The organism is Bradyrhizobium sp. LLZ17 (genome assembly GCF_041200145.1).
Taxonomy (GTDB): Bacteria; Pseudomonadota; Alphaproteobacteria; order Rhizobiales; family Xanthobacteraceae; genus Bradyrhizobium.
This window is the reverse complement of the sequence record NZ_CP165734.1, coordinates 2,680,424-2,695,790: the sequence shown is the minus strand read 5'-3', so window position 1 is coordinate 2,695,790 and position 15,367 is coordinate 2,680,424. Positions and strand designations below refer to the sequence as shown.

At 63.3% G+C, this 15,367-nt stretch carries 16 protein-coding genes; 6 read left to right on the top strand and 10 right to left on the bottom strand.

Annotation, left to right across the window (positions count from 1 at the left end; genetic code table 11):
* Positions 1–647: 647 nt before the first annotated feature.
* From AB8Z38_RS13265 to AB8Z38_RS13255, 3 genes are all read right to left on the bottom strand, one after another.
* Positions 648–965, bottom strand: a complete 318-nt coding sequence (locus AB8Z38_RS13265) for an HGGxSTG domain-containing protein (protein WP_369725596.1) — start codon at positions 963–965, stop codon at positions 648–650.
* Entirely contained in the window at positions 962–1,600 is a 639-nt protein-coding gene (locus AB8Z38_RS13260) for a hypothetical protein (RefSeq protein ID WP_369726486.1), read from the bottom strand. Before AB8Z38_RS13260 ends, AB8Z38_RS13265 begins: the two co-directional genes overlap by 4 nt.
* Before the next feature lie 270 nt (positions 1,601–1,870).
* Positions 1,871–2,350, bottom strand: coding sequence for an NUDIX domain-containing protein (locus AB8Z38_RS13255; protein ID WP_369725595.1), 480 nt, complete (start codon positions 2,348–2,350; stop codon positions 1,871–1,873).
* Between the two features lie 131 nt (positions 2,351–2,481).
* Between AB8Z38_RS13255 and AB8Z38_RS13250 the strand changes: the two genes are divergently transcribed.
* A complete protein-coding gene (locus tag AB8Z38_RS13250; protein ID WP_369725594.1) occupies positions 2,482–3,516 on the top strand; it encodes a L,D-transpeptidase family protein in 1,035 nt (344 codons plus the stop codon).
* A 32-nt stretch (positions 3,517–3,548) separates the two neighbouring features.
* Here the strand turns inward: AB8Z38_RS13250 and AB8Z38_RS13245 are convergent, their stop codons facing one another.
* The 4 genes from AB8Z38_RS13245 to AB8Z38_RS13230 all read right to left on the bottom strand — a co-directional run bounded on the left by AB8Z38_RS13245 (position 3,549) and on the right by AB8Z38_RS13230 (position 7,271).
* Complete coding sequence (locus AB8Z38_RS13245; protein WP_369725593.1) at positions 3,549–4,388, bottom strand: lytic transglycosylase domain-containing protein; 840 nt, start codon at positions 4,386–4,388, stop codon at positions 3,549–3,551.
* A 319-nt stretch (positions 4,389–4,707) separates the two neighbouring features.
* Positions 4,708–4,983: a hypothetical protein gene (locus AB8Z38_RS13240; protein ID WP_369725592.1), complete on the bottom strand. Its 276-nt coding sequence runs from the start codon at positions 4,981–4,983 to the stop codon at positions 4,708–4,710.
* 77 nt (positions 4,984–5,060) lie between these two features.
* Positions 5,061–5,918, bottom strand: coding sequence for a VOC family protein (locus AB8Z38_RS13235; RefSeq protein WP_369725591.1), 858 nt, complete (start codon positions 5,916–5,918; stop codon positions 5,061–5,063).
* 159 nt (positions 5,919–6,077) lie between these two features.
* Positions 6,078–7,271: a urate hydroxylase PuuD gene (locus tag AB8Z38_RS13230; protein WP_369725590.1), complete on the bottom strand. Its 1,194-nt coding sequence runs from the start codon at positions 7,269–7,271 to the stop codon at positions 6,078–6,080.
* Positions 7,272–7,473: 202 nt separating this feature from the next.
* On the opposite strand from AB8Z38_RS13230, the gene AB8Z38_RS13225 reads away from it, so the two are divergent.
* The gene (locus AB8Z38_RS13225) at positions 7,474–8,790 is read left to right on the top strand and encodes a sorbosone dehydrogenase family protein (RefSeq protein WP_369726485.1); all 1,317 of its coding nucleotides are present in this window, start codon (positions 7,474–7,476) and stop codon (positions 8,788–8,790) included.
* Between the two features lie 161 nt (positions 8,791–8,951).
* Here AB8Z38_RS13225 and AB8Z38_RS13220 read toward each other — a convergent pair whose 3' ends face one another.
* The 3 genes from AB8Z38_RS13220 to AB8Z38_RS13210 are packed head-to-tail and all read right to left on the bottom strand — an operon-like array spanning position 8,952 to position 11,139.
* Positions 8,952–9,752: an SDR family NAD(P)-dependent oxidoreductase gene (locus AB8Z38_RS13220; protein ID WP_369725589.1), complete on the bottom strand. Its 801-nt coding sequence runs from the start codon at positions 9,750–9,752 to the stop codon at positions 8,952–8,954.
* A gap of 1 nt (position 9,753) precedes the next feature.
* Complete coding sequence (locus AB8Z38_RS13215) at positions 9,754–10,308, bottom strand: carboxymuconolactone decarboxylase family protein (RefSeq protein ID WP_369725588.1); 555 nt, start codon at positions 10,306–10,308, stop codon at positions 9,754–9,756.
* An 18-nt stretch (positions 10,309–10,326) separates the two neighbouring features.
* Positions 10,327–11,139, bottom strand: a complete 813-nt coding sequence (locus tag AB8Z38_RS13210) for an SDR family NAD(P)-dependent oxidoreductase (RefSeq protein WP_369725587.1) — start codon at positions 11,137–11,139, stop codon at positions 10,327–10,329.
* A gap of 243 nt (positions 11,140–11,382) precedes the next feature.
* On the opposite strand from AB8Z38_RS13210, the gene AB8Z38_RS13205 reads away from it, so the two are divergent.
* Genes AB8Z38_RS13205 through cyoD form a run of 4 tightly spaced genes read left to right on the top strand, consistent with a single transcriptional unit; the run spans position 11,383 to position 15,227 of the window.
* Positions 11,383–12,216, top strand: coding sequence for a cytochrome ubiquinol oxidase subunit II (locus AB8Z38_RS13205; protein ID WP_369725586.1), 834 nt, complete (start codon positions 11,383–11,385; stop codon positions 12,214–12,216).
* Positions 12,206–14,206: a cytochrome o ubiquinol oxidase subunit I gene (gene cyoB, locus AB8Z38_RS13200; protein ID WP_369725585.1), complete on the top strand. Its 2,001-nt coding sequence runs from the start codon at positions 12,206–12,208 to the stop codon at positions 14,204–14,206. Before AB8Z38_RS13205 ends, cyoB begins: the two co-directional genes overlap by 11 nt.
* A complete protein-coding gene (locus AB8Z38_RS13195; protein WP_369725584.1) occupies positions 14,206–14,847 on the top strand; it encodes a cytochrome (ubi)quinol oxidase subunit III in 642 nt (213 codons plus the stop codon). The genes cyoB and AB8Z38_RS13195 overlap by 1 nt, the downstream gene beginning before the upstream one ends.
* Positions 14,844–15,227, top strand: a complete 384-nt coding sequence (gene cyoD, locus AB8Z38_RS13190; protein WP_369725583.1) for a cytochrome o ubiquinol oxidase subunit IV — start codon at positions 14,844–14,846, stop codon at positions 15,225–15,227. The genes AB8Z38_RS13195 and cyoD overlap by 4 nt, the downstream gene beginning before the upstream one ends.
* The last annotated feature ends 140 nt before the right edge of the window (positions 15,228–15,367 follow it).

Here is a 15,367-nt window from a genome sequence, read left to right as displayed (position 1 = left end):
GCGCACACGGGGCCGGCGCCCGAAAGCCTCCAAAGGAGGAAACCGCGCTGGGGGGACGGAGGACGATGCCGCGTGATCGAGCTAGTCGCGTCAAACAACCTTCAGACGATCAGGACGATCGCCTATGGGGATTTAATGTTTGGCGGCACCTGTACTTTCAATGGGCTTGGCTATAGCAAAAATACCACACCACACAATTTAAACGTGAGCTCCTCGATATTCGAAGGCCATGAGGCAAACTGATCTCTGGCGACTGGAAAGCCCCCGGAGCTATCAGAGCCGAAACTGTTTCGAGCTGCTCGTCAAGAGCATCACCGCATTTGTAACTCTGCTTACGTCGAGATTCCGGACTGGGTCCAACTAGCGCGACGTTGCACACAATCGCGATCGAGGGTTCGAGTTGGCTCTTGTGCAATGGTTGGTGCTCCGCCACGAACTTCCAGATCAGCACGTCCTCGATCATCGGATCATCGCCAGCTACGGCCTAATTGCCCCGCTCGTCACGATGAGCTGTCGCCTATTGCTCGCCGTGTCGCCAGCCGCGGCGCTCTACCGCGCGAGCGGTTTAGTCCTCTGGCCCATAGTGTCGTTGTGCCGCTGTGCAGCAATGCGTCGGTTATCGAGGCATAGCGGAGCGTGGCGTGGCGTCAGCCCGGCGGATTTATGGGTTCACGGCCTACTCCCTTCGGCAAGTCCAACTTCATCTCTTGCAGCAGTTGCCGCGTCTCCCTCAACAATGCTTGGACCCGCCGCCGTTCGGCAACCACCACTGCGGCAAACAGCCCATGCTTCCGCGCGTTTCCGTTTCCCCGCGGTGCTCCCGATCGCGCCGCGCCGCCGTGCATGCGGCAGCGCGCCTTTCCGTGCACGGCCGGCGCGCGGCAGGTGCCGCCGTCGCGCGTGGTGGCACCGCAGCGCGGGCTCGACAGCATCGCGTTCGTGTTGCGGATGTGGTCGTCGCTCATGCGGTGGCACGCTGTTTGACATCGCGGGCCGAGGCCAGTCCTGCGTCCATCATTGCGTCCGCAGCTTTTGGCCCCGAGGCGATCATGTTCGTATGCGTGACGTTCCCCACGATGGCTTTCCCGCCATCCTGCACTGACAAGTTCTGCACGGTGATCGCATAGGCGCCGTTGCTGCGATGGCGGGTCAGGGCCTCGATCTGGGCCGCGAACGTGCGGGCCAGCCGGGTCAGTGCGCGTGTGAGGCTCTCCTGCTGCGGCACGTCGTCGGTGCAGGCGAGGCGACAGGCACTGCGCATGCTCGCCACGTGGACCGACACCATCTGCGCCGCCAGCATGGCCTCGAGGGAATCCCGCGGCGCGATGCTCTTCACCATTGAGATCATGAAGGCGAGATTGGCTTCATCGGGCTTTTGCCCGATCACGCTGGCCTTGACCAATTGCTTGAGCAGGCCATCCATCGCGTCGCGGTCGACCGCGCCGAGGGCATCGGCCAGCAGCCGCTCGCCGGCATGCGGGTCCGGGTGGTCGATCCTGATCCGCCTCCGGGAGATTTTGACCCGCGGGGTTGGGGCGACGCGCCCGTGATCGATTGTCGCGAGCGCTGCTGTGCTGTTATGCGTTGGGGATGTCGTCATGGCGATGGGTCCTTTGCGGGTGCAGGCGTGTGGGCGCGGTGCCTGCAAGGGCGACCGCGGCGCGCGGGTTACGATTTTGCGATGTCGATGAGTGGCTTACGCATAGTCGCGTCGCCGCGCCCATGGCTGGGTGCGGTCTGACGTTCACGATTGCTGCGATGATGCCATCCTGCCAGTGTTTTGCCCGACGAGTCAAACGGCCTTGCGGGGGCGCAAGTCCTTGATCTCACTCACGCGGGCTACTGTGCATGGGGTTGTTTTCGCGCTTTTTTATTTTGCGGCAGTCAATGCGGCCGTCATATTTTGCGAAAGCCGGCCGAGCAGCGGACGCTGCCCTTCGTTGATCTTCTCGCGTGCTTCATCGAGCGAAAACCATTCCGCCCGATCGACCTCCGGGAAACTTTGCCGCTTGCCGCTGCGTGGCGGCCATTCGATGTCGAACATGTTGCTGCGAATGCTGCCCACGTCGACATCAAATTCTGCGGCGAAAGCGGTGACGATCTTGCCGCCGCGCTGCTTGACCCGACCGAGCGCGACCAGCGGCACCGTCAGCTCTACTCCGAGCTCTTCGAAAAACTCGCGTCGCGCGGTTGCCTCGGCATCCCCTTCGTCGGCGAACTCGCCCTTCGGGATCGACCAGGCGCCGAGGTCCTTGTTGCGCCAGAACGGCCCGCCGGGATGAACAAGCAGGACCTCGAGGCCGGCAGGCCGGCTTCGGTAGGCGATGATCCCGGCGCTTCTCGACGGCATCGCAGGTTCCTTCGGATCATGGCGGTTTCGCCGGGAAAAACTGGAACTGCGCATGTCAACGCAAGTTGGTAGCTCGAGGATACACCGGCTGGCTCTTCGCGAGCAGGTCGGGCGATCGCGAGAGACGCAGGATGTCCCGAGTTCTTGCCGCGCTGGTACTCTGGCTTGTTGCCGCAACGCCCGCGCTCGCGGCTCGCCTTGACGCCGCCGCGATCAACGAGGCGGCTCTGCCGACGAAGCTGCCCGGTCGTGACAAGCCCAACGCATCGATTGCGAAGCTGGAGATCCTGCTCGACCGTGCCCGCTTCTCTCCCGGCGAGATCGACGGCAAGCTCGGCGAGAACGCGCAGAAGGCGCTTACCGCCTTTGCCGATGCCAACGGCCTGACTTTCGACAAGGCGATCACGCCGGAACTCTGGGACAAGCTTGCCGCGACCGCCGACGGCCCTGTCATCGTCGATTACAGGATCGCGGATGCCGACGTGAAGGGACCGTTCCTCAAGAAACTACCGACGAGGATGGAGCAGATGAAAAGCCTGCCCGCGCTCAGCTATACCAGCCCGCGCGAGGCGCTCGCCGAGAAATTCCACATGAGCGAGGAGCTGCTCGCAAAGATCAATCCCGGCAAGAAATTTGACAGACCCGGCGAGACCATCGCGGTTGCGAATGTCGACTTGAAGCCCGATCCGATGCCGGTCGCGCGCATCGAGGTCGACAAGACGCGACAGACGCTGAAGGCATTCGATGCGTCGGGACAGCTGCTCGCCTTCTATCCGGCGACGGTCGGGAGCTCCGAGAAGCCGACGCCGAGCGGAACGCTGAAAGTGACCGACGCGCATGAAAACCCGACCTACCGCTACAATCCGGATTACAAGTTTGCAGGCGTCAAATCCAGGAAGCCATTCACGATCAAGCCCGGGCCGAACAATCCGGTCGGCTCATACTGGATCAATTTGTCGGCGCAGGGCTATGGCATTCACGGCACCGCTTATCCCGGCAAGATCAGCAAGTCCGAATCGCACGGCTGCGTACGATTGACCAATTGGGACGCGCATACGCTTGGCGCGAGCGTCAAGCGCGGCACGCCGGTGGCTTTCCTGGACGCGCCGACCGAAGCCTCATCCAAGGTGTCGCAACAGGCAACGACGAAAAGCCCGCCGAACTGACGACGGGCTCATCGTGTCGTTCCGCCGGCGGCTTAGCTGGCGGAACGTTCGCGCGACGCGACGTGGATTGCGCGAGCCCGTGCGTTCTTGCCGGCGGCCCGCGTCGCCACGATGCTGCGTGCCTTGCCGCGAGCCGACGCATTCTTCCTGAGCAAGGACGCGAACCGCTTGCGTGCGCGGTTGGTGATCGCTGCCTCCGCATTGCGAATGATGGTGGTGACCGCCGGCGCCAGGTTCACCGGAACCCAGGCGACGTCCTTCGTCTTCGAGAGGTTTCCGACACCTTCGCAGGGTGCTTCGCGCGGCAGGTCGATCCGGATCGCCAGGGCCGCAGAACGCTCGGTCCAATCCTCCGCCTTGGTGCCGGTGATGATCCGGACATAGTCGCGTGTCTCGCGCGGCAGCTCGCTTTCCTTGGCGAGCCATTTCTGGATGCGGCCGGGGCCTGCGTTGTAGGCGGCCGCCGCGAGGCCGAGATTGCCAAAATCGTCACGGAGCTTGCGCAGGAACTTTGCCGACGCGGGTAGCGCCTTCATCGCATCGAAGGGATCATCGAGACCGACTTCCGCGGCCGTCTGCGGCATGAACTGCGCGACGCCTTGCGCGCCGGCCTGGCTGACTTCGTCGGAGCGAAAGCGGCTCTCCTGCCAGAGCAGGCGGGCGAAGAACGGCACGGGAATGCCGCTCTGTTCGGCCGCTTCCCTGAGCGCGTGGCAGAATTGTTCAGTCGGCGAAGCCGGCGCTTGCGCGGCGGTTTCATCCGCGCTCGCCGGCTCGACCGCCTCCGCGTACGACGCCCGCGCATTCGCGAGCTCGATGGCCTGTACGCTTGCGAGGAAGAGTTCGGCGAGGGGGGACGAGTGAAGGTCCACGATCGGCTTTGGGCGTGGCGTTGTCGACGTGTGAGGCCTGCGACGGCGGCGGCGAGCCGACGTCGCACATCAGAGCCAGAAACGCAGCGCAAGCCGCGACGAGAAATCGCATCTCGGTCAAAGTCCTCGAACTGTGGGGGAACAACCGGCGTGCGCCGGTGACAAGGACTTATTAACCGCAATTGCGGCGAAGCTGCGATTCCGGAAGACAGCCCGGTGTTAGTACGGTGTTCCCGCAGCAGAAAATGCGATCCCGCCCGCTGATCCGGAACCCGGGCAATATAAGGTTTCAAGCGTGATGACTGAAGACGGGTGTTGCTTACGCCTTCGGAAAGTCCTTGCGCATCGCGATCTCGGCAGCATCGCCGGGCGACAGCACGGTCTGCTCGAAGGCCGCTTGCGGCGGCGTCATGATGTCGTAGAGCGAGATGCCCTTGATCGGCTTTTCCATGAGTTCGCGGACGCAATCGGCGAGCGTGCCGTTGTAGACGAGATAGGGCGGACCTCTGTCCTTCTGCCTCTCGCCTTTCAGCGACGGCCACTTCTTCAGTTCGGCCGGCGCGTCATAGGCGATCGGCGAGCCCTCTTTAAACATGCGCTTGGTCCCGGCGGCGTGGATAGCTGAAATCCTAGGGCCAACGCGGTAAACGCTTGTTAAAGAATTAGCTCAAATCAGCCGGCAATGAAGGCGAGCAGGGTGCCGTTGGCTTTGGCCGGCGGCACGCAGATGGCCGCCCCGCTGCGCATACCCGCTGAACCCAGCGCCTTCTCGGTCGCCGCGAGATCGCCGCTGACAAGAACCAGCGCCGCGCCGCCGCGCTCGGAGAGGCCCGCGAGCGGCACGCCGGGATAGCGTTTCCCGAGTTGGTCCAGTGTCAGATAAACGAAGTCGGCACGATCACCGCCGGAGGGCACGGTCACCGCGCCATTGGCTTCCGCCGCGGGTTCGCGATCGACCAGTCGACCCAGATGCGCAGCTTCCTTTGCGGGCTGCGGCGTTGCGATCAACGTCTGCTTGATCCGCTTCGCCGCATTGGCGTGTGCCATCAGTTCGGGTATCCAAACCGTTTCGCGCGTCTTGTGCTGGCAGGCGAAGATGCGCACGCCGCCGGGCGCTTCAGCGGTCGGCCACATGAAGGTGCGGAATTTTGCGGCGGAGACCGTGCCGTTCGGCAGCATCACCGGCCGTTCGAAGTCGGTCGGGCCGATCGGCTCGAGCCCGCGCGCGCGGATCTCCTCGGCGCCGGCGGTGGAATCGACCGCGGTGAAGGCGATGCGCTCGATGCCCTCGCCGCGCTGGTCGAGAAACGCGCGCGCCGGCGCGTTGTGTTCGGTCGCGGCGAGCACGCCGAGCAGCTCCATATAGTCCGGGTCGAACATGATCGTGTAATTGCCGGTGCCCATATGCGCGCTATGGGTGCCGCGCGGCGAGATCGTAAAGCCGAGATTTCTGTAGTTCTCGGCAGCCTTGTCGAGGTCTTTCACCATGACCACGGCGTGGTCGATACCGATGACGTTCTTTAGGGCCACTGTGATGTCCTTAGGCGCAAATGCAAACTGACTTTCGACGGCCCACGCGGCCGCCCGCCTTATCTACGCCCGATAGGCGCTCAAGTCATTTTGAAATCGCCGGCAGATGCGGAATTTCGTTCCGCGAAACGCCGCATCGACGCGCCGCGATCGATGGCGTCAGTGATCCTGCTCGCTGAGATAGGCGGCGAGGATGGCGCGCTCCTCGCTGGTCATCTCGGTGATGTTGCCCGGCGGCATTGCGTTGGACCAGGCGGCGACGCGGCCGATCAGGCGGATGTTGCGATGGATATGCTCGGGCGCGTCGAGCATGATGCCCTTCGGCGCGGTCACGATGCCGGCCCAGACCGGCTCGGCCGCGTGGCACATGCTGCATCGGGACATCACGATCTCCTCGACATCGGCGACCGTGGGCTGCGCCGACAGCGCGCCCGTCTTCACCTCGCGGGGGCCGGCGGCGGAGAGAAAGAAAATCGCGATCGCTCCCGCCGCCGCGATGCCCCACACCCACCACGGCGATTTGCGGCCGGCGTGCCGCTCGTTGAAGAAGTGGCGGATCACCGGCCCGAGCGCCAGCACGATCGCGACGATGATCCAGTTGAAGCGGGTAGCGTAGAGCAGGGGATAGTGGTTGCTGATCATCAGCACGATCACCGGGAGCGTCAGATAGTTGTTGTGGACCGAGCGCTCCTTGCTGGTCTTGCCGAGTTTCGGATCCGGCGCCTGTCCCGCGATCAGTGCTGCCACGATCTTCTTCTGGTTCGGGATGACCAGCGCGAACACGTTGGCGACCATGATGGTGCCGATGATCGCCGCGATCTGGTTGAAGGCGCCGCGGCCGCTCAGCACATGCGTGAACACATAGGTCAGCGCGACCAGGAACAGATAACCGCCAATGGCGAAGGGCAGCTCGCGCTGCGCCAGCCCGGTGCGGCAGGCGATCTCGTAAAGCAGCCAGGCCAGCGCCAAACTTGAGAAGCTGAACAGCCCGGCCTGGAGCGGCGTGAGGTCGAGGGTCGATCTGTCGACCAGGAACAGATCGGCATCGAGATAGTAGACCACCACCATCAGCGCAAAGCCGGACAGCCAGGTGGTGTAGGCCTCCCATTTGAACCAGGTCAGCTCTTCCGGCATCTGACTCGGGGCCACCAGATATTTCATGATCCGGTAGAAGCCGCCGCCATGGACCTGCCAGGCTTCGCCCTGCACGCCGTCCGGCAGGTCAGATTTCGGCTTCAAGCTGAGGTCGAGATGGATGAAGTAGAACGAACTGCCGATCCAGCCGATCGCCGCCACCACATGCAGCCAGCGTAGCAGCAGGCTCACCCACTCCGATAAGATCGATCCCCACATGATCACCCCATCAATCGCGACATCGATGCCGCAGCTTTGATGACCGCAACCGGCGGTCGTCCCCTTACAATGTGTCGCACCGATCCGCGTTGTTTTCCAGTACGATGGACCCGTGCTGTTGCACATCGTGCGGGCATGAGCTGACGTGGGATTTGGCAGTGAAGTCCGGGAGGAAGATGACGTGAGGATTCATGTTTCGCTCATGATCGTGCCAACCTGGCTTTTCGCAGCCTGCGCCGGCGCGCAAGCAGAGCCCGTGCTGCAAGGCAAGGACGCATACGGCAGTTGGCACGCCGACGAGCCCGGCGTGGTCAGGCTGATCCGCCCGCAGGATCTGGCCAAACCCGGCGCCACGCCATCGGTCGCCAACCCCACGCGCGTGACGGCGCGCGGCAGTGCCACGCCGCTCGTGCCGGAAGGATTCAGGATCGAGCTTTTGGCTGATGGCCTGTCCGACCCGCGCGTGCTGCGTGTCGCGCCCAATGGCGATATCTTCGTTGCCGAGACCGGGTCAGGGCGTATTCGCGTGCTGCGTCTCGGGGAGGGCGGCACCAAGGTCGCAACCAACGAGGTCTATGCCAGCGGACTCACCCGTCCCTTCGGCATCGCCTTCTTCCCGAGCGGCGACAACCCGCAATGGGTCTATGTCGCCAACGCCGGCAATGCGGTCCGCTTTCCCTATCATGCCGGCGATCTGAAGGCGTCAGCCAAGCCCGATGTCGTGGTGGCAAACCTGGCGCAGGGATCGGGCCATTCCACCCGCGACATCGTGTTCACGCCTGATGGCAAGCGCATGCTGGTGTCGGTCGGTTCCGCCAGCAACGACGGCGAAGGCATGGGTAACCCGCCCGGCGGGCTCGAGGCGTGGTCACGCACCCAGCCGCTCGGTGCGTCCTGGGGCTACGAGGCCGAGCGCGCCGCGGTGCTCGCTTTCAATCCCGAGGGGAAGGACCGGAAAGTCTATGCGACCGGCATCCGCAACTGCGTCGGCCTTGCCATCCAGCCGCAGACCGGGTTGCTCTGGTGCTCGACCAACGAGCGCGATGGCCTCGGCGACGATCTGGTGCCCGACTACGTGACCAGCGTGAAGGAGGGCGCGTTCTATGGCTGGCCGTGGTTCTATATCGGCAATAACGAAGACCCACGCCACGCCGGCGCACGCCCGGACCTCAAGGACAAGGTGACGATTCCGGACGTGCTGGTGCAGGCGCACTCGGCCTCCCTCGGCATGACCTTCTATCAGGGCACGCAGTTTCCGTCCGAGTATCAAGGCGACGCCTTCGCCGCCGAGCACGGCTCCTGGAATCGCTCCAAGCGCACCGGCTACAAGGTGATCCGCATCCGGATCAAGGACGGCAAGCCGACCGGGGAGTACGAGGACTTTGTCACGGGCTTCGTCGTCAACGACACGCAGGTGTGGGGACGGCCGGTCGGGATCGCGGTGGCCAAGGATGGATCGCTGCTGATCTCGGAGGACACCGGCGGCACGATCTGGCGGGTGACGCGCGCGCCGCAGTGAGCGAGGTCCCTTCGTCTCTCCCCGCGTGCGGGGAGAGGCCGGAATTTGCGAGAGCAAATTCCGGGTGAGGGGGACTCTCCGCGAGTCCAACTGCCATTGTGATTGCGGAAGCAGCCCCTCACCCCAACCCTCTCCCCGTAAGAACGGGGAGAGGGAGAAGACTACCCCCGTCTCACACTCGCGCCACCATCCACCGGCAGCGTGACACCCGTAATAAAATTCGCTTCATCCGACGCCAGGAACAACGCGGCGTTTGCGACGTCCCATGCTGTCCCCATCTTCTTTCGCAGCGGCACCTTGCTGTCGCGCTCGGCTTCGACTTCGGCGCGGGTCTTGGACCATTCGCGGGCGCGAGTATCGACCGCCATCGGCGTGTTCATCAGGCCCGGCAAAATGACGTTGGCGCGGATGCCATACTCGGCGTTCTGATAGGCGAGCTGTTCGGTGAAGGCGATCATCGCCGACTTCGTTGCCTTGTAGGCGACATAGGGATAGGTGGTGATCGCAGCCATCGAGGAGATGTTGATGATGACACCGCTGTTCAGCGCGCGCATCATCGGGATCACCTCTTTCGCCGTCAGAATGCAGCTCTTCAGATTGATGGCGACGACGCGGTCGAAGGCTTCTTCGGTCAGCTGAAGCAATTCGGCGTCGCCGCCGGACAGGCTGACGCCGACATTGTTGTGCAGCACGTCGATCCGGCCCCAGCGCGATTGCGCGTCCGCCACCATCGCCTTGATGTCCGAGGATTTGGTGACATCGGCCCTGAAGGCGGCTGCAGTGCCGCGTTCGGCGGCGATCATCGCCGCGGTTTCCTGCGCCGATTCCAGATGATGATCCACGCACAGCACTTTCGCGCCCTCGCGCGCGAAGGTCAGCGCCGTGGCACGGCCGTTGCCCATGCCTTCGCCGGGGCTCTGGCCGGCGCCGACGACGATCGCGATCTTGTCTTTCAAGCGCATGTCAGTTCACTCCCGGGATCGGGTACTGCTGGAGTACCTCTTTGTAGGTTGACTCGTTGTCGATCTTCATGGTGGCGAGCACGCGCACCACGCCGCAATAGAAAGCGATAGTCAGCACGAGATCGACCATGTGCTCGTCGGAGAGATGTGTCTTGATCTCGGCGAAGGTCGAATCCGACATCGCAAGCTGGCGCACCATCTCGCGGGCGCCTTTCAGGATCGCGCTCGCCAGCGGCTCGAGCTTCGACGGCTTGCCTTCGGTCTCCGCGATCAGGCCCGCGATATCCTCGTCGGTGACGCCGAATTCCTTGCCGATCTTCACGTGATGGGTGAATTCGTATTCCGACTTCTCCATCCAGCCGACCTGGAGGATCGCAAGCTCCCGCAGGCGCGGGTCGAGCTTGCTTTCGAAGCGGATATAGCCGCCGACGCCGTTGAAGGCGCGCGCCATCTCCGGTGAATTGACCAGGAGCTTGTGCAGGTTGGTGTTGCGCTTGAGCATATCGCGGTATTCGGGCGCGACCTGGTCGGCCTCGAGATAGGGCAAGCGGGCCATCCCTGTTTCCTTCCTTGCTTAATGTTCTTGTGATTCACGTTCGGGAGCTTGCAGCGTCACGCCGCCGTCGACCACCAGCACCTGGCCGGTGATGTAGCGCGCAAAGTTGCCGAGCAGGAACTTGACGGCGTGGCCGATGTCCCAGCCGGTGCCTTCGACTCTCAGCACGGAAGCTTTGGCGCGCTGGGCCCGGGCCTGCTCGCTCATGCCCCGCGCATAGACCATCGGCGTGTAGATCGGCCCCGGGCAGATGCAGTTGACGCGGATGTTGTCGCGGCCGTGATCGACCGCCATCGCCCGGGTCAGGCCGATGATCGCCGCTTTCGAGGTGGTGTAGCTCGTGAGCCCCCGCGGCCGCAGTGCCGAGATCGAGGAGATGTTGACGATCGCGCCGCCTTTGGCGGTCTTGATCATGGCAGGAATTGCATGCTTCGACAGCAGGAACATGCTTTCGACATTGACCTGCATGACGCGCCGATATTGCTCCGGCGTCTCATCCACCACGCTGCCGCGGCTGCCGATGCCGACATTGTTGTCGAGGAAATCGAGCCGGCCCCAGCGATCCAGCGCGGCTTCGACCAGCGCCCTGCAGTCGTTCTCGCTGGTGACATCGCCGCCATGCGCCGCGGCCGTGCCGCCTTCGGCTGCGATCATCTCCACCGTGCGCTCGGCGAGCTTGAGGTCGCGATCGGCGACCAGCACCTTTGCGCCGGCGCGGGCGAGCAGGATGGCTGCGGCGCGACCGTTGCCGATCCCGTCGCCTGCGGCGCCGCCGCCGCTGATCAATGCCACCTTGCCGGTGAGGCCGGCATCGTCCTCAGGGCCTTGCATGGCGTTTCTTCCCTTTGCCGTCTCATTGTTTTTCTTCGACGATAGCAACCGGGCGCGGGGGTGAGAAGGCCGACTGTCCCGCGCCCATGTCATTGACATCGCATGGAATTGCATGCCGCCGCGCGAGATGATGGACGATTGAGCAGCGTCATTAGGAACCGACCTCGCGCACTCGCGTTTGCTGCCGGGGCCTTTCTCGCGCTAGGCTCTCCCCAGGGGCTTCCCAACCGCCAGTGGTTGCCGATGAATCTGCTCGATCCGCAAGGGCCCGTCGCTGCGGCCAACAGCACGATCCTGGTCGATTCCGTCTTCATCATGCTCGCGATTGTGGTGCCGACCATCATCGCGATCCTGGCCTTCGCGTTCTGGTTTCGCGCCTCCAATCCGAGAGCGCAATTTCAGCCCGACTTCGTCTACTCCGGTCGCGTCGAAATGGTGGTGTGGGCGATCCCCGCGCTGACCGTGATTCTGCTCGGCGGCGTCGCCTGGATCGGTTCGCATCAACTCGATCCCGCAGCGCCCGTACCAGGCACTGGCAGCCCGGTGCGGATCCAGGCGGTCTCGCTCGACTGGAAATGGCTGTTCATCTATCCGGACCAGCGCATCGCCACCGTCAATACATTGACGGTTCCGGCCGGCGCCGAGCTGAATTTCCAGCTGACGTCCTCAAGCGTGATGAACGTGTTCTTCATCCCGCAGCTCGGCAGCATGATCTACACCATGAACGGGATGGTGACGAAGCTGAACCTGCGCGCCGACAACGAAGGCAAGCTGCAAGGCCTGTCAGCGCATTTCTCCGGCGACGGCTTTCCCGACATGATGTTCGACGTCAATGTGATCTCGCCGCTCGCGTTCCCGGATTGGGTGGCGAACACCGCGAAATCGGACGCCGTCCTCAACGAGGACAGCTACAAGAAGCTGATGCAGCAGGGCATCGAGAAGGGCAGGCCGGCCTATCGGCTGGATGATCCCCGGCTGTTCGACCTGATTTCGACCCAGCACATTCCGCCAGGGCCGGGCCCGGAGTTGATGTCCGAGGCCGGCCGGTCGCAGAGTGGAGGAGACCATGCTCGGTAAGCTCGATTGGTCGGCGATCCCGTTCGACCAGCCGATCCCGCTGATCGCAGGCGCCGTGGTGCTGGTTGCGATCCTCGCCGTGCTGGGCTGGGTCGTGGTGAAAGGACATCTGCCCTATCTCTGGCACGAATGGATCACCAGCGTCGATCACAAGCGCATTGGCGTCATGTACATCCTGCTCGCCTCGGTGATGCTGCTGCGCGGCGGCAGCGACGCCATCATGATGCGGGTCCAGCAGGCGATCGCCTATCAGTCGCAGGGCTATCTGCCGCCGGAGCACTACAACCAGATCTTCTCGGCCCACGGCACCATCATGATCTTCTTCGTGGCCATGCCATTCGTGATCGGGCTGATGAACCTCGTCGTGCCGCTCCAGCTCGGCGTCCGCGACGTCGCGTTTCCGACGCTCAATTCAGTCGGCTTCTGGCTCACTGCGACCGGCGCGTTGCTCGTCAACCTCTCGCTCGTGATCGGCGAGTTCGCGCGCACCGGCTGGCTCGCCTTTCCGCCGCTGTCGGAATTGTCCTACTCGCCCGGCGTTGGCGTTGACTATTATGCATGGTCGCTGCAGATCTCGGGCGTTGGCACGCTGGTCGCCGGCATCAATCTCGTGACGACCGTGCTGAAGCTGCGCACCAAGGGCATGAACTACCTGCGCATGCCGATGTTCTGCTGGACCACGCTGGCCTCGAACCTCCTGATCGTCGCGGCGTTTCCGATCCTCACCGCCACGCTCGCGATGCTGCTGCTGGACCGTTATCTCGGCTTCCACTTCTTTACCAACGAAGCCGGCGGCAACGTCATGATGTTCATGAATCTGATCTGGGCCTGGGGACATCCCGAAGTCTACATCCTCGTGCTGCCCGCGTTCGGCATCTACTCCGAGGTGGTGTCGACCTTCTCCGGTAAGGCGCTGTTCGGCTATCGCTCGATGGTGCTCGCCACCATGGCGATTTGCGTGATCTCTTTCATGGTCTGGCTGCATCACTTTTTCACGATGGGCGCGGGGCCCGACGTCAACGCGATCTTCGGCATCGCCAGCATGGTCATCGCGGTGCCGACGGGAGTGAAGATCTACAATTGGCTGTTCACGATGTACGGCGGCCGGATCCGCTTCACCACACCGATGCTGTGGTCCGTCGGCTTCATGGTGACCTTCATCATCGGCGGCTTGACCGGCGTGCTGGTCGCGGTGCCGCCGGCCGACTTCATGCTCCACAACAGCATGTTCCTGGTGGCGCACTTCCACAACGTCATCATCGGCGGCGTGCTGTTCGGTGCATTCGCCGGGTTCGAATACTGGTTTCCGAAGGCGTTTGGCTTTCGCCTCGACGAGCGCTGGGGCAAGATCGGGTTCTGGTTCACCTTTCTCGGGTTCTACGTCACCTTCATGCCGCTCTACATCGCCGGCATGCTCGGCATGACCAGGCGGATGCAGCACTATGACGTCGCGGCCTGGCGGCCCTGGATGATCATCGCGGCGTTTGGCATGGCGCTGCTCTCGATCGGTGTCCTGAGCCAGGTCATGCAGGTCGTGGTCAGCATCCGCAACCGTGAAAGCCTACGCGACCGCACCGGCGATCCCTGGGACGGACGCTCGCTGGAATGGGCGACCTCGTCGCCGCCGCCGGTGTTCAATTTCGCCTTCAGTCCGGATGTGCGCGGCGAGGATGCCTATTGGGATTTGAAGGCCCATGCCAAACAGCAATTGCTCGAGAGCCCTGAGCCGGAGTATCGGGACATCGAGATGCCCCGGAACTCGCCCACCGGATTTGTCTGCGCGTTCTTTGCTACCATCATGGGCTTTTCGCTGATCTGGCATATCTGGTGGTTGGTGATTGTGGGCGGCATCGGCGCGTTCGCGACCTTCGTCGTGTTCGCCTGGCGCGATCATGACGAATACGTCATTCCAGCCGCGGAAGTCGCCCGCGTCGACCGCATCAATCGCGAGGAACGACGCAACCTCGTCAGCATGGCGGGGGCGGTCTGATGTCGATGACGGCAACGGTTGGCCGTGCCCACGCCGATCCCCATCATATCGGTCGCGCTGCCGAGCACGAAGGGCCGGCGCCGAAGCGCATCGTCACGGCTTACGGCTTCTGGATATTCCTGCTCTCCGACATCGTGATGTTCTCTTGCTTCTTCGCGGCCTACGCGGTGCTGTCCGGGCAGACCGCCGGCGGCCCGAAAGGCTCCGAGATATTCGATCAGAAGAACGTCGCCATCGAGACGGTCTGCCTGCTGCTGTCGAGCTTCACATGTGGCATGGCCAGCATTGCGGCCGATGTGCGCAACCGGCTCTGGTTTTATCTCAGCATGGCCGTGACTTGCGCGCTCGGGCTCATATTCCTGTCGATCGAGTTCCGCGAGTTCGCCGACCTCGTCGCGCGCGGCTATGGTCCGTCGCGTAGCGCGTTCCTGACCGCGTTCTTCTCGCTGGTCGGCTGCCACGGGTTGCACGTCTCGGCGGGTGTGCTGTGGCTCCTCACCATGATGGCGCAGGTCTTCGCAAAAGGCTTTCGCGCCGACATCCTGCGCCGGATGATGTGCTTCGCACTGTTCTGGCACGCGCTCGACATCATCTGGGTTGCGGTGTTTTCGGTGGTCTATCTGCTTGGGAGTGGCGCATGAGCGATCAGACGCACATCGAACATGACCTCGCGCCCGGCGAAGCCGAAGAACACAGCGTCGGCGCAAGGGTCCTCGGCTACGTCGTCGGCCTTGGGCTCGGGCTGCTGCTCACGGCAACATCGTTCTTCATCGCCGGCACCAATCTGGTCTGGCAGCCTTCCATCCCCGTCGCGTTGATCGTGCTCGCGATCGCGCAGATGGGCGTGCATCTGGTGTTCTTCCTGCACATCACAACGGGCCCCGACAATACCAACAACGTGCTGGCGCTGGCCTTTGGGCTGCTGATCGTCTTCCTGGTGGTTGGTGGCTCCGTCTGGATCATGTCGCATCTGAACGCGAACATGCCGCCGATGGACCAGATCATGCGGATGCGGATGTAGGGGCGCCCATAAAGAAGGCCGCCTGTCGTGGACAAGCGGCCCAAGTCTAGGGAGGAAACGCCCGTGCAAAGACAATCGGGCCGGAGCCGGATCGTCTGCCAAGGATGCGCTAGCGCAAGCGCTACCGCATGCGCCTAGAA

Excerpts from the sequence above, each read along its gene's own strand:
- AB8Z38_RS13265 (WP_369725596.1), bottom strand. The coding sequence starts at position 965 with ATGAGCGACGACCACATCCGCAACACGAACGCGATGCTGTCGAGCCCG.
- AB8Z38_RS13260 (WP_369726486.1), bottom strand. The coding sequence starts at position 1,600 with ATGACGACATCCCCAACGCATAACAGCACAGCAGCGCTCGCGACAATC.
- AB8Z38_RS13255 (WP_369725595.1), bottom strand. The coding sequence starts at position 2,350 with ATGCCGTCGAGAAGCGCCGGGATCATCGCCTACCGAAGCCGGCCTGCC.
- AB8Z38_RS13250 (WP_369725594.1), top strand. The coding sequence starts at position 2,482 with ATGTCCCGAGTTCTTGCCGCGCTGGTACTCTGGCTTGTTGCCGCAACG.
- AB8Z38_RS13240 (WP_369725592.1), bottom strand. The coding sequence starts at position 4,983 with ATGTTTAAAGAGGGCTCGCCGATCGCCTATGACGCGCCGGCCGAACTG.
- AB8Z38_RS13230 (WP_369725590.1), bottom strand. The coding sequence starts at position 7,271 with ATGTGGGGATCGATCTTATCGGAGTGGGTGAGCCTGCTGCTACGCTGG.
- AB8Z38_RS13225 (WP_369726485.1), top strand. The coding sequence starts at position 7,474 with ATGATCGTGCCAACCTGGCTTTTCGCAGCCTGCGCCGGCGCGCAAGCA.
- AB8Z38_RS13220 (WP_369725589.1), bottom strand. The coding sequence starts at position 9,752 with ATGCGCTTGAAAGACAAGATCGCGATCGTCGTCGGCGCCGGCCAGAGC.
- AB8Z38_RS13215 (WP_369725588.1), bottom strand. The coding sequence starts at position 10,308 with ATGGCCCGCTTGCCCTATCTCGAGGCCGACCAGGTCGCGCCCGAATAC.
- AB8Z38_RS13210 (WP_369725587.1), bottom strand. The coding sequence starts at position 11,139 with ATGCAAGGCCCTGAGGACGATGCCGGCCTCACCGGCAAGGTGGCATTG.
- AB8Z38_RS13205 (WP_369725586.1), top strand. The coding sequence starts at position 11,383 with ATGAATCTGCTCGATCCGCAAGGGCCCGTCGCTGCGGCCAACAGCACG.
- cyoB (WP_369725585.1), top strand. The coding sequence starts at position 12,206 with ATGCTCGGTAAGCTCGATTGGTCGGCGATCCCGTTCGACCAGCCGATC.
- AB8Z38_RS13195 (WP_369725584.1), top strand. The coding sequence starts at position 14,206 with ATGTCGATGACGGCAACGGTTGGCCGTGCCCACGCCGATCCCCATCAT.
- cyoD (WP_369725583.1), top strand. The coding sequence starts at position 14,844 with ATGAGCGATCAGACGCACATCGAACATGACCTCGCGCCCGGCGAAGCC.